Source organism: Streptomyces sp. MA5143a (assembly GCF_900290235.1).
GTDB lineage: Bacteria > Actinomycetota > Actinomycetes > Streptomycetales > Streptomycetaceae > Streptomyces.
This window is the reverse complement of the sequence record NZ_OLMK01000063.1, coordinates 134,034-147,652: the sequence shown is the minus strand read 5'-3', so window position 1 is coordinate 147,652 and position 13,619 is coordinate 134,034. Positions and strand designations below refer to the sequence as shown.

The window sequence follows — 13,619 nt, the reverse complement described above, 5'->3', positions numbered from 1 at the left end:
TGTCAGTTAAACCGGACCCATGACAGAAAACGTCACGAAGGCAGACGAGACCCACAGCGATGTGTATGCCGAGCTTGCCGCCGTCGGCCCCTATGGAGCCGACCTCGGGCACGCGCTCATCACCATGGTTGAGCCACACCCTGGCCGGGAGCGCGAATACAATCGCTGGTACGAAGACGACCACTTCATCGCCGGCGCCATGGCCATGCCATGGATGTACGCCGGGCGTCGCTGGGTAGCCACGCGGGACCTGCAACTCCTGCGCTACCCGGAGAAGTCCACCGTCGCGCAGCCGGTGACGGCCGGTTGCTACATATCCGTCTACTGGATGACCGCCGGCCGCTACGCCGACCACATGCGATGGACCGTCGGCATCAACAAACGTCTCAACCGCGACCGCCGCGTCTTCCAGGACCGTACTCATGTCTTCACGGCCTTCCAGGACCACGCGACGACTGTCTACCGGGACGACGATGAGGGCCCTCGCGACATCCACGCCCTCGACCACCCCTACGCCGGACTCGTCGTCCAGGTCATCGACAGCGACTCCCCCGCCAGACGCGCAGAACTGGTCGCGTGGCTACGCGACGATCACCTCCCGCAACGCCTGGCGGGCTCGCCCGCGGCCATGGTGACTGTCTTCACACCCACACCTCTGCCCCTGGACCGCATGTCCTACGTCAAGCAGGTCGAGGGGGTCGGGACCCGGCTGACCCTGCTGTGGTTCCTCCAGCAGGATCCGCGTGACACATGGCACGAGCATTTCGCGAGCCTGGACACGTCGGTGGCGGCTTCGGGGCTGGGCGAGGTGCAGTTCGTCGCACCGTTCATACCGACGGTGGCCGGGACAGACCGGTATGTGGACGAGCTGCGGTGAACCGTCGGACCGAATGGCCGAGGCGCACGGTCCTCCTCGCTCGACGAGGGACTCCAGCCGCCGAGACGTGTACAACGTCAACATACTCTCATCATTGATGGAGTCAGGGCATCCGTGTACGGTGACGCGCATGGCAGACCATCCCGCCCCGCCAGCCGGTGGACCGCTTGTCACCGGCTCCGAGATCGCCAGGCTCGCCGGTGTCACGCGTGCCGCAGTCTCCAACTGGCGGCGGAGGTACGAAGACTTCCCAGCACCCGCGGGCGGCGGTGTGAACAGTCCTCTGTTCGACCTGGCCGCAGTGCAGGCGTGGCTGGACAAACAGCGCAAGGGCCAGGACGTCTCGGAAGAGGTGCAGTTGTGGCAGGCCCTACGAGGTACCTACGGCGACGACATGATCGGCGGGCTCGCCGATGTCGCCCACCTGCTCGCCGGCCGCGAGAGTGAGACCTCGGTAACCCTTCCGGCAGACGCCGTTCGACTGGCGCGGCAGCTCGGCAACAGTGGATCACCTGGCGACGTGGTGAGCACGCTGACGGAACGCTTCACCGACTCGGTGCGGCGGGCAGGCTCCGACCAGGTCACCTCGCCGCGCATCGTCCGGGCGGTGCGGCACTTCGCAGGTGAGGTGCCGACTGACGCGACCCTCTTCGACCCGGCGTGCGGTATCGGGACGCTCCTGCTGACCGTCGGGCCGGAGCTCGGCCCGAAACGGTGTGGTCAGGAGGTCGACGCCCGCAGTGCTCGCTTCGCACAGCTGCGAGCCGATCTCACGGGCCGCTCCGACGTCGACATCCTCGTCGGAGACTCCCTGCGCGCCGACCACTGGCCGGACCTCAGAGCCGACCTGGTCGTCTGCGATCCGCCCGCAGGCTCCACCGACTGGGGGCGCGAGGAACTGCTCCTCGACCCCCGGTGGGAACTCGGTACACCCTCGCGCGCCGAGGCAGAACTCGCCTGGTTGCAACATGCCTACGCGCACACCGCGCCAGGCGGCTGCGTCCTCATGGTCATGCCCGCCTCGGTCGCCTACCGCAAGGCCGGCCGTCGCATCCGGGCCGAACTCGTGCGCCGTGGCATCCTCACGGACGTCGTCGCCCTCCCACCCGGAAGCGCTGCCTCACACGCGCTCCCCGTACACCTCTGGCGGCTGCGCCGCCCACTGTCCCCGGATGCCACCGTCGACACCGTGCGCATGGTCGACCTCACGGCGAACGATCCGGACGGCCCGATGGAGCCAGGGCCCGGCCAGACGGCGGACGTACCCCTGATCGAACTCCTCGACGACGCCGTGGACCTCACTCCTGGTCGTCACGTGGCGGCGTCTCACCGTGACTACACGGCGGATTACCAGGCTCTGTGCCATGAGCTCGCGGAGCAGGCGCGGCTGTTGGCCGATCTGCTGCCGGATTTGACGGCAGGGGCCGGTCCCAGTGCTCTTGAGGGGCCGTCCGTCAGCATCGCCGACCTCGCGCGCGCTGGGCTGGTCGAGTATGGCGATCCGGAGCCGGTCTCGGTGAGCGATCAGCTCGACACCGACTATCTCCAAGGCTTCCTTCGCAGCGCGGCGAACGCTCGGCGGTCCACAAGCGCCAGCGGGACCTACCGGCTCGACGGCAAGGGCGCCCGCATCCCGCAGATGGACATCACCGAGCAGCGCCGGTACGGAGCGGCGTTCCGCGCGCTGCAGGAGTTCGAGGAGCGGGCGCGGCGGGTGGCGGAGCTCAGCAAGCAGGCGGCTGCACTTGCCAGGGACGGACTCGGCAACGGAGCGCTCTCGCCCGAGGAGTGACGTCCAATCAGGCCGCGGGCCGACGCGTCACCTCGTCTGCGGAACGAAGGGGCTGGCCCCTCCGCTCCACGACACCGCCAACGCCTCCCGCGCCCGCGTGCACGCCACGAACAGCAGGCACCGCTCCCGCAGCAGGTCCGAGTCGTGCTGGAGCGCGTCCACGGAGGCCGACGTCACTTCGCGGGCGAAGGGAAGAGCGCTCGCCGTCACTCCGAGAACGGCGACGCAGCGAAACTCCAGCCCCTTCATTGCGTGCATCGTGGCCAGTCGTACGCCGTCCGCGTCCGGCCCCGGATTGTCTCTGACCCGGACCACCGGTATCCGGGCCGCGGCCAGCCTGTCGTATGCCTTGTCGAGCAGCACGTTGAAGCGGGCGCACACACCGATCTCCGACGGCCGGATGCCCTGCGCGATCCAGTCCTCGACACGTTCGACGAGCGCCGCGATCTCCGCCTGCTCCGAGCCGTACCCGTCCGCCTGTGGACGGCGGCCGTGCAGAAGCGACCGGTAACCCGCCAGGGTGTCGCTGCCCTCGCCCCCGAGGTCGTCGACGGACACGGGGGTGAGAATGCACGTCGACCAGGCGAGGATCTCCTCGGTACTGCGGTAGTTGATGCGCAGGCGATGCGTACGCCCGGACACCTGGATGCCAAGCGAACCGAGTGAGACTTTCGAGTCGTAGATCCGCTGGTGCGGGTCGCCGGTGATGAACAGGTCGTCGCTGCCGGGCGCCACCGCGCCCCGCAGGACGCGCCACTGGGCCGGGTGCAGGTCCTGTGCCTCGTCGACCACCACATGGTCGTGCGTGGGTGAGGAAGCGGCCAGGAGTTCGGCCGCACGGGCGCACACTCCGAGGTGGGTGGTGGCTTTCTGCTCGCCCAACGTGGACTCGAACAGCTCGACGGCCGGCCACAGCTGTTGCCGCTTGGTGGGCGACAATGCGCTGCCGCGTCCGCGCCGGGAGGCCGAGCGGTAGTCGTCCAGGGTGCGGAGATCCTGGGCGAGGACGACGTGGCGGTACTCCTGGGCCAGGAACTGTTCCGTCCACGGCAGGCCGAGCTTCTTGACGACCCGCTGCCACACCTGCCGCTCCTCCCGGTCGCCGATCGGAGAAGGCGCCCGCCCGTCCAGACGGGTCACGATGCCGTGCGCATAGGCGTTGACCGTGGTCACCTCTACCCGGGTGAGCAGCGACTCGTCGTCCAGGAGTACTGACAGGCTTTCGCGCAAGGACGCGGCCAGGGCGTTGGTGAACGTGGTGAGCAGGACACGAGTGTCCGGGGACCGGGTGAGCAGGTGCTTCACCCTGTGCAAGGCCGCGACCGTCTTGCCGGTCCCCGGGCCGCCGGTGACCTGTACCGGGCCGCCGTACGAGACCCGGTAGGCGACACGACGCTGCGAGGGGTGCAGGAACACCCTCCAGGCCGCGAACGGCTTCTCCAGGATGTCGGCGAGTTCCTCCGGGCCGGTGACCAGGGTGATGCGGCTCGTGGTGTTGGCGATGACGACGGCCAGGCTCTCGTCCGGGTCGGGTCCCGCGTCGACCGGCCGTCGGACGGCGACCACGTCCCGGTACACCTCCTCGGGGCTGAACCCCTCGGCGAGGTACTGCAGCACCTCGCACTGGTCCTCCGGCAGCAGTGTCTCGAAGGCACGTAGCTGCGCCCCGTCGACGATGGTCCGCACGGCTCTGAGCACCTGGTCGTCGATGCCGAGTTCGCGCAGCACCGTGTCCGAGTACGTCGCGAACAGCAGCGAGTCTGCGGTCGCGGCGGCCCTCTCCAGGGCCGGGGTCAGCTGCTCGATCGCCGCGACGTTGCGGACCTCCAGCGCCCGCGTGGCGGAGTTCGTCGTGTAGAGGCGCTTGGCGGCCCAGGTGTAGGCGTCGTCGTGGGGGACGACGTTGACGAGCAGAAAGACGTCACTGCCGTCGTCGGGGGCGAGGACCACACCTCGCCAGAAGTCGTTGATGCGGATGGTCCGCATGCGCGGGTCGCGCGCGTTTTCCACGGACTCCAGGTGCAGCCCTTTGTCGGCGTGCAGTTCGGGAACGGTGAGCTGCTGGAACTTCTGCATCGCCTTGCGCACGCCGGCCTTGACGGGCCTCTGCAAAACGTCGTAGCTCTCCCAGAAGCTGCTGGCGAACGCGAGCTGCGGCACGATCCGCCCTCCCCACCCTGAACGGACACTCAGCGGTCGATCATACGCGTGGGCGGCGTATCAGCCGGGCGGAGATCTCCTCCACGTCCGAGAGCAGCGCGGACGGTTCCTGGTCGAGGTCGAGGGCGTGCTGGTGGATGACGATGCCCGCGTGCCGCACCGTGTGGGCCGCGTGCGGCGCGTTGCCCTTGGCGTACACCAGATGGCCTTCGCGCAGGCCCAGGGCGGTGCAGTAGGCGAGCATCTGGTAGAGGTCGGCGTCGGGGAAGCCCTCCCGCTTCTCGGCCTTGTACTTGGCGTCCACGACGGCCCCCGGGACGCCCTCCGGCCCGTACAGCACGAAGTCGGGTCTCATGCGGATCGCGGACGCCTCGTCGAGGTGGTGCGGGTCCTGGAGCCGCGCCGTGTGTCCGAGGGCGCGGCACGCCTCCCGCAGCGCCACGGTCACGAAGTCCTCGAAGAGCTTGTTCATGTCGAAGAGGAACCCGTCGACGTGCAGCCCGCCGGGCGCGTGCTCGACAGAGGCGTTCTCCAGGACGGTGCGGGCGAGGAGCAGGGCGTGCTGGTAGCGCGAGTTGAGCCGGCTCGGCTGCCATGCGGGCAGAGGTCGCCCCCGCACGATCAGGGTGACGTCGGCCAGGCGGGCCCGCTGGTGGAACAGTCCTCGACGCACGTCGCGGGGGACGCCGGGCAACCGCAGGAGGCGCTCGACGGCGGCACGCAGCAGGCGGTTCTCCGCGATGTCGGTGGTGAACTCGTCGTACTCCACCTCCACCGGCAGCGTCGCGCCGAACCGCCGCCGTATCTGCTCGGCCTCCCGGGCGCGGCCCCGGACGACCAGGGACGTCTCCTCGGTCACCCGGTACCCCTGGAGGAGCCCCTGCCGCAGCGCCCGGTCGATCTGGCGCTCCACGGCATGGGCGAGGGCGGGCAGCAGATCGCGGTGCACGGCGACATCGACCTCCCCGTCCCGTCGTCCGCCCTTCGGGTCGAGGCTGTACCCGAGGAGGAAGAACAGCCGGGCGATGGAGACCTTGGGCGCGACCCGTACGGTGACCAGCCCGCCGCCCCCCGGTACCGCGACCGCCACGGCGCCGACCTTGCTGCCGGCCCGCAGGGACCAGAGCCCCCCGACATACGGATCGGGAGCCGCATCGACGATGTCGCCGGCCGCCAGCGCCCGTCCGACCGCGTCCGGCAGCGGGATGCCCTCGACCGCCGTGTGCTCGACGAGTTCGATGACGTGCGTCACCCGAGCGACTCCCGCAGAGCCGCCAGGCCGTACCGCTTCTCGATGTCCACGCCCTCCCCGTAGTGGTGCTCCTCCAGGAGCGGCAGGATCTTGGTCCGCCACGTCCGTTCGAGACCGCCCTCCCGGTAGACGCCCTTCTTCATCAGGTAGGAGGGCCCGATACGGAAGTCGGCCTCGTCGATACGGGAGTTGAGCGTGTCGAGCAGGTCGGCCGGCTCGGCGTCGCGGCCCTCACGGCTTAGCCAACGGCGCAGCAGCCCGCTCGTCGGCTCCGTGCGCGGGGACAACTCGACGAAGGCGAAGCGGCGGCGCATCGCCGCGTCGACGAGTGCGATCGACCGGTCGGCGGTGTTCATGGTGCCGATCACGAAGAGGTTGGGCGGCAGCGCGAAGTCGTCGCCGGAGTACGTCAGCCGGACCGACTTGTTGCGGTACTCCAGCAAGAAGTACAGCTCACCGAAGACCTTGGCCAGGTTTGCGCGGTTGATCTCGTCGATGATCAGGAAGTGCGGGATGTGCCGGTTGCCCTCGCGGGAGGCCAGGTCGGCGAGTTCGCGCAGCGGGCCGGCGGTGAGCCGGAAGGCGACCTCCCGGGTCTGCGGATCCTCCTGCGGCCGGAACCCCTCGAAGAAGTCCTCGTAGGCGTACGAGGGATGGAACTGCACGAGCTTGACCTGCTCGGGTCCGCCGCCGAGGAACTCCGCGAGCTTCAGGGCGAGATACGTCTTGCCGGTCCCGGGCGGGCCGTACAGCACCAACTGCCGTTCGTCCCAGAGCAGATCACGCACCTCGCGCAGCCAGGCAGTGTCATGCACGAGTAGCTCGCCAGCCAACTCGTCCGTGGGTTCGGGCAGTTCCAGCTCGCGCCGGGCGGTGAGCGCGGGGATCTCCACGCTCGGATCCCGGTCGGCGGCCTCGGCCTCCTCGATCAGGTCCTCGTCGCTTATCCCCAGGCCGTCGATAAGATCCTTCACGGCGGTCAGATCGATGACGTCGTGCTGTGCCGAGAGCTTCTGCTGGAGCGCCTCGGGCAGGTCCTCGTACGCGTGCCCGGCGTCCGCCCAGTCCACCGGCCTGCGCAGATCCGACCGGCCGTCCTCGGAGGCGAGCTGTTCGGCGTCCCCCGTGATCTTTCCGACGTACAGCCTGCCGCCCGAGATGGTGCACATGGTGTCGCCGGGCCGCATCCGGGAGAGGAACATGTGTAGCTCCTCGACCAGCTGCACCTTCTGGTTGTACGTCGCGGTGGAGGCGTAGTCCTCTTCGACGGCGGTGCGCAGCCGGTCCTTGCTGATGCCCTGCTCGACCCCTTGCCTCAGATGACGTGCACGCAGGGTCACCAGCCGCTGGGGCAGCCACAGACGCGGGACGAGGTCGAGGCCGGAGACGTTGGAGCCGCGCACCAGCCAGGCCCGGTTCGGGCCCCACCAGACCTGGTCGAGGTAGTCGGAAAGCGGATGGCCGTCGGCGCTCTTCCACTCCAGCCAGCCGTTGGCGCTGCGGCCGACGAGGATCTCGGCGGCGGCCGACGGCGAGTTGCACTCGACGTCCTCGATAAGCTCCAGCCAGCCGGGCCAGGTATCCGACTCCGTGAGAATCCCGTCCTCGACCAGCCGTTGCCTCAGCCGGTGCGACGACGGCATGCGGATGGGGAAGGAGGGCACAACCTCCGGACGGCCCGGCGACCCGGCCAGCACGACGAACTTCTGGCTGCCGTTCGTCCCTTTCTCGGTCAGCAGCCGTCCTCGGGCCTCGGGGCCGCCGCTCGGCAGCCTCAGCCGGAACTCCGGATACTCGAGGGCCATGGATCGTCCTTCTCATAGGTACGGGTGCGAGGCGTACGGAGCGGCACTGAAACAGCCGGATGGGCCGATTGCCGTCAAGCGCGCCTGAGTAGTCTCTGGGCGGAGCCGGTGATCCACGCCCCGATCGTCTCGCGCAGGCGCTGATTGTCCGCGAGGTGCTCCTCGTACTGCGGCCACTGAGTGCGCACCCGCTCGATGGTCTGCACAGCCTCCTGGCGCAGTCGAGCATCGGTCGTCCCGAAACGGCGATCCAGGGCACCTTCGAGCCGGTCGAAGGCGGCAAGCTGTACTCGTTCGAAGGACTTGCTGCCGCCGAATTTGAGCCCTAGGTCCTCCGGCTCGTCGCTCGGTGCGTAGGGGGCCGTGGACACCAGGTCGTAAACCGGCGACAGCGATGGGACCCGGCGATCGCGATAGATCAGGGACCAGTTCTTCAGGTGAGCATCCCCGTTGCCCACCACGACGGAGAAGGCTATGCGCCGAGCGGCCTCGCGCAGTGATTCCCTGTCATGGCCTCGGTAGGCGATGGCCGCGACCGTCTCGAATGTCGACTGGTACTTGTCCTGGGGGTACTTGTCCCTGACCTGGGCGAAGTCCTCGATGTGGAGAGGGGCGCGAAGTTCGTCGTGGGTGCGGTCGAAACGGCGGACGGCGTAGGCCCATTGTTCGTCGTTCGGCCACATACGGTCTGGCAGGCCTTCGAGCTCGTCGCGGTGCATGAGGCGTACGTCCGGAACGTCGAGCCCTGCGGCGCGGGCCAGGGACATGATGGTGAACTCGTTGCGCGGTACGTCGGGATGGCGGTAATCCGGAAACTTGACCAACCAGTCGCCGTGCACACCAGCAGCAGGAACGGTGAGCCGGTCTCCTCTGGCCAGCATGGAGAACTTCAGGGCGACACCTGCCAGGGAGAATCGCCATGGCGAGTGGGAGGAAGGGAAACCATAGGCTCCACCGGGGCGTTTTCCCTCTCCTCCTGAATGCTCGCCTTCAGGCCACTCCCAACCGTCGTCGGGGCCCTCGGCAGGCAGCACCTGGACGGCGCCGGGCAGGTCATGGCCGACCTGTGCCAGAAGTTCCATCTCCCGGTCCAAGGAGACACCCCGGTCGTCGGCGATCCACTCCCGGAGCGGACCTTCGGGGAGAAGGTTGGAGAACCAGCGCGGCAGCCGCAAAGCTGACGCATAGGGGGCGCGCAGGTTCTCTTCGAAGCGGAGACCCAGGACCGGCCGCTGTGGGTCGGTCACGTAGGACTCGTTGACGACGAAACGCGTGTAGTCGCCTTTCTGGCAGAGCGTGCCGATCCGCCGGGAATGCAGGAGTACGGCGTGGTAGGTCTCCGGGAGCGGGGTCATGCGCAGTGGTGTCCTGTTCGCGGGATCCGGACCTGTCAGAACAGCTCGTCGGGCTCGTCGAGTTCGTCAAGGGCGTCGAAGTCCAATGAGTCCAGTGAGGGAGTGTCCTCGTAGTCCCACTCGGCCATACGCCCGAGGAAGTCGTCCAGATGCTGCTGGATTGTCTGCTGACGCAGTTGGAGGAAGCCCTCGCGATCTCCTTCGGAGAGAGCCTGACTTGCCTCTCGGCTCATGGTGTGCGAGGCGAGAACGAGGTCCCAGGTCTCCTCGCCCAGATGAGGGGGACGGTGAGCGAGCAACGTCGTGATCTCCGAGACGGGATCTTCCGCGCTGGGCAGGAACAGACGGTTCGCCGCATACAGGACCTGCTGCGAGGTGAGCCCACGAGGAAAGATCACATGGGCCACCGTGGCGGCGGTCTTCTGATCGGCAAGAAGCGTCGAGAGGCTCTGAAGATCCACGGGAACACCCGTGACCAGGGATCGGGGCCGAAGGGACCACCAGGAACTAAGGATGATCTTCGCGGCGGCCTCATTGGTCCGGAAGCGCTCGATGGTCGGGGTCGACGGCTGGGCTTCGGCCATGGCGTCCATCAAACCCATGATCGAACCACGCTCGTCGCCCTTGCGAATTCTGGCGCACAGGACACGCGACACCTGCGTGAAACTGCCCTTGAAGACGGCGGGCCCGGAGACGGCCACTCGCCAGTACAACCGCCGCAGCAAACGGCGGGTGTTGGGCTCCGGATCGGGGAAGTGGGCGAAGAAGCGCGTCAGGACGACGAGCAGCGCGCGATAGACGAGCAGGGCGATGTGCGGCACCTCAGCCTCGGACTGCAGAAAGCCGATGGCACGTACCAGGGCCTCTTCGCCCTCGCCGTAGGCCGCGTACTGGTCCTCGTCCTCGAACTCCGGGGCGGTGCGTCGGCCCGTGGAGCTGAACTCGTTACGGATGTCCCGAGAGGGGTCGGGTCCGCGGCGAGCCAGGATCGACGCGAGGACGGTGTCTGTGTCGATGGTGCCGAATCCGGTCCTTGCGGCAATGCGGTCGGCGATGCGGGAGAGGTTCAGCCTCTCCGCGGCTCCTTCTTCCGGACCCGCGTAGAGAGCGGAGAAGATCTCTGCCCGATTGAGGCGCTTTCCGTAGTTGTTCATCCGGTCGAAGATGTCGGTCAGGATGTCGAGATCGTCCTGCCGCACGAGATAAGCGGGCACCTTGTACTGGCGCAGCGCTGTGGCCACCCGGTCGGCTTCGTCGAAGAGCTCGGCGACCAGTTCGCCCTCCGTGCGGAACCACCCGAGGAGCTTCTTCAGGTCGAAGAGAACGGGCAGTGCGATGTGCTGGGGCTCACGCGTCTTGGGCTGGGCGATGAACCGCTTCTCCCTGAGGTCGTAGTAGATGGAGAACGGTTCGTGAAGATGCCCTTCCGGGCTGAGCGCGTTGGCGAGGCTGGTGATGCGCTGCTGCCCGTCCACCACCCAGAAGGCGTCCGGAGAGGCCGGCGCGTCGATCTTCAGCTGGCCGAGGACAAAGGAACGTGCCGGTGTCTTGCGAACCCAGAGGAGCAGGTTCCCGATGGGGTAACCCTTGACGATGCTGTCGAAAAGCCGGAGTACATCAGTGGTGCTCCAGCGGAAATCGCGTTGGAAGTGCGGGACGTGAATCCTTCCGCTCCAGGCCTGGGCCACGAGGTCGCCCAACTCGTAAGTAGTCGCGCTGGGCTGGGTCTCCAGGCCTGCGGTGGTCATCTTCGTGTCCCCCTGGTCGATGGTTGAGACGAGATTCGCGTGGCGACGGACGATCGGCAACGTCTTTCGGCGAGCCATCACAGGCTGCCAGGTTCTCCCATGTCGCACACGCTACGCCAGGAGCATGAAGCAACACCTCTCCGCATTATCTGTTGACATCGTCAACATGTCAAACCTAGGCTTCCGTGTGAGCGACCGGACGATTCCGGCATAAGCCGCTGTCAGCCGACGCAAACCGATGAAAGTGCCACAGGAATCCCAAGCACGGGCATAGTCTGCGGGGAATACCGCAGGCGGGCCGGGGTGACCTGTAGTGCGGCGGAGGTGTCATGGGTGGGGACCCGTATGTGTCAGCAACGGACGGTGAACACGAGGGGACGGGGGTGCCGGATCCATACGGTGAACGGGCCCTGCTGACCCCGGTCATGGTGAAAGGCTACGACGCCGTACCCGAAGAGGAACGGCAGCGGCTGCGGCGCTATCTGGAAGCCGTGGTCGCGGCCCGGCCGGCGCCGGTGCACACCACCGTCGCCTTCAACGCCGTGTACTTCGGGTACGACCTCGGCGGCGAGGGTTATGGCGGCAGCCCACTCCGGCTCGATGACTTTCCTGTGATCACCTTCGGGGAGTGCGCTCCGGTACTCCCGGTCGGTGCCATGGTCTGTGTCACCACCGGGTCGGACCCGCTCTACGCCGAAATCGTCTACCGGGAGGGGGCCCACCCCGCCGGAGGCGCCCTCGGCGACTTACCAGCCTGGGTGTCAGGGGCGCCCGCGGGTGCCGAGGGTCCAGGCAGGCCGGGAAACGACGCCGCGCCACGGCGTAGGGAGCTCCTCGTCCCGGATCTCCACGCCTTCGGCCCCGCCCTGAGCCTGTCACCGGCCCAGCTCCACCGCTTACGCACGCGTCGGCGCTGGATCAACGAGGACGGACATGTCGTGGTTGACGTCTGCTATCCATCCCCGGAGGCGGCTGGAAGCGACGACCTGACGGCCTACGCGGACCACCTCCTGACGACGGCACGGGAGCAGCTGCTCAGCCCCTTTGTCCCGGTCTCCCTCGCTGCGCTGGTGGGCGGCACGCACGACGACACCCTGCGGGTGGGGCTGCTCGGTCTCCTCGACACGGTGCGGGGTGTCCTCAACACCAGTGCCCCGTTGCGCACCTGGCGCAACTACGCCATAGCCCGGGCCTCTCTTGCGGACTGCTGGCGGGACACCGGACCGCTGGGCGGCGATGACCTGAGGACTCTCGCCGCAGCGGTGGAACACGCGGCTACCCCAGGGAGGCGGCGCTACGGCCTCACCACGCCGGTCACCGTGTACACGGCGGTCGGACCGCGGCTTCGCGGGTTCCCGGGGTCGACGGAACTGCTCAGGGGCGTGGGATACGCCTCGGCGGTGTGCCGGGCGAACGTGGCGCTCGCCGATGTCGTCCAACGGGACAGCGACCAAGGCCTGTTCGATAGCGGCTCCCGTATCACTCTCGACGACGCCTTCGAGGGTGGAGGCGTATGGCGATCCCATCATCCTGGTGATGCGGAGGCACCCGGAGATCCCCTGGCCCCGGCCGGACGCGGCTGGAGGTCCACCTTGCCCGCCCTTCCAGAGCCGGAGCCGGAAGCGGAGCTGGACCCGGTCGATCTGCCCCTCGCCGACGACGCCTCCCTCTGCACCGGCGAACTTCTGCAGAACGACGCGCAGGAGATCGTCTGGCGGACACCTCTGCGGCTGGCCCATCTCATCGGCGGCTGGTTCCCCTTGCATCCGTACGTCGCACAGAAACTTCGCCGGTCTTACGACGCGCGCGCCGCGGTACGTGTCGAACTAGAGCACGTAGGGCAGGCGTTGGACGAGAAGGAGGCGATACAGGACGTCACCGCCGAACTCGGTGACGGCTCGGGGCGGCTGACCGGCATAACCTGGCCCCGCGACTTCTTCCCCGGCCTCATACTTGAGCTGCGCCAGCACCAGGACGGTACGGCGCTCCGCCTGGCCACGACGCGGCTCGAGGAACGGGTGCAGGTCGGCGACCGTGAGACCGGGCACTGTTACGACCCTCGTGTGCTCACCAGGGAGGACGCCCCGGGCAGCGACCGTCATGGCGACAGCGCGGTCGGACTGGGCCCCCGCCAGCTGGTGATGCGCACAGTCCGCCGTTGCGGTCTGCTCACCCCGGACGGGCATGCCCTGATCGACCGTTCGGTCCTGCCGAGCGCGGTCTACGGCCGCCGGCCGGCACGGTCGCAGGCCGACGCCCTCGAAGCGGCCGTCGCGGAACTGCTCGCCGAACGGCTCCTGGAGCCGGCCCTCGGCAGCCGGGACCTCTGGGGCCAACCGCACTTCCCTGCGCGCGACAGAGAGCCGACCATCCCCCTCATCGGCTACCGCCCGACACGGCGGCTGATACGGCCCTGGGGCGACACGGATACGCAACTGGACGGTGTGGGGCTGCTGACGGCCCAATTCGTCTCCGGTCACCTCCGCCGCCTGCGGCCCGGTTGCTCGCCCAGCGACGTGCAACGAGCGGCCTTTCGGGAGTACTGCCGCAGGCTCGGCAAGGCGGACGGGTGGGAACTGCCCCACGGGTACACCTTCGTCACTGAGCACACTCGCGGCCGCTGACCCTCC

8 protein-coding genes are annotated in these 13,619 nt (G+C 68.0%); 3 read left to right on the top strand and 5 right to left on the bottom strand.

The annotated features are described in order from the left end of the window. The first annotated feature begins 19 nt into the window (after window positions 1-19). Complete coding sequence (locus SMA5143A_RS26005) at window positions 20-877, top strand: hypothetical protein (RefSeq protein WP_107465268.1); 858 nt, start codon at window positions 20-22, stop codon at window positions 875-877. A gap of 130 nt (window positions 878-1,007) precedes the next feature. Beyond that, the gene (locus tag SMA5143A_RS26000; protein WP_107465267.1) at window positions 1,008-2,669 is read left to right on the top strand and encodes an N-6 DNA methylase; all 1,662 of its coding nucleotides are present in this window, start codon (window positions 1,008-1,010) and stop codon (window positions 2,667-2,669) included. A gap of 27 nt (window positions 2,670-2,696) precedes the next feature. Here SMA5143A_RS26000 and SMA5143A_RS25995 read toward each other — a convergent pair whose 3' ends face one another. The 5 genes from SMA5143A_RS25995 to SMA5143A_RS25975 all read right to left on the bottom strand — a co-directional run bounded on the left by SMA5143A_RS25995 (window position 2,697) and on the right by SMA5143A_RS25975 (window position 10,989). Beyond that, window positions 2,697-4,829, bottom strand: a complete 2,133-nt coding sequence (locus SMA5143A_RS25995; RefSeq protein WP_107465266.1) for a UvrD-helicase domain-containing protein — start codon at window positions 4,827-4,829, stop codon at window positions 2,697-2,699. Window positions 4,830-4,869: 40 nt separating this feature from the next. After that, window positions 4,870-6,081, bottom strand: coding sequence for an McrC family protein (locus SMA5143A_RS25990; protein ID WP_107465265.1), 1,212 nt, complete (start codon window positions 6,079-6,081; stop codon window positions 4,870-4,872). Further along, window positions 6,078-7,886 (bottom strand): DUF4357 domain-containing protein, encoded by a 1,809-nt coding sequence (locus SMA5143A_RS25985; protein ID WP_107465264.1) that lies wholly within the window; start codon window positions 7,884-7,886, stop codon window positions 6,078-6,080. Before SMA5143A_RS25985 ends, SMA5143A_RS25990 begins: the two co-directional genes overlap by 4 nt. Window positions 7,887-7,960: 74 nt before the next feature. Continuing rightward, window positions 7,961-9,241, bottom strand: coding sequence for a type II toxin-antitoxin system HipA family toxin (locus SMA5143A_RS25980; protein ID WP_107465263.1), 1,281 nt, complete (start codon window positions 9,239-9,241; stop codon window positions 7,961-7,963). 35 nt (window positions 9,242-9,276) lie between these two features. Further along, the gene (locus tag SMA5143A_RS25975; RefSeq protein ID WP_107465299.1) at window positions 9,277-10,989 is read right to left on the bottom strand and encodes a DUF262 domain-containing protein; all 1,713 of its coding nucleotides are present in this window, start codon (window positions 10,987-10,989) and stop codon (window positions 9,277-9,279) included. A 383-nt stretch (window positions 10,990-11,372) separates the two neighbouring features. Between SMA5143A_RS25975 and SMA5143A_RS25970 the strand changes: the two genes are divergently transcribed. Continuing rightward, window positions 11,373-13,613: a hypothetical protein gene (locus SMA5143A_RS25970; protein ID WP_258193746.1), complete on the top strand. Its 2,241-nt coding sequence runs from the start codon at window positions 11,373-11,375 to the stop codon at window positions 13,611-13,613. Window positions 13,614-13,619 lie beyond the last annotated feature (6 nt).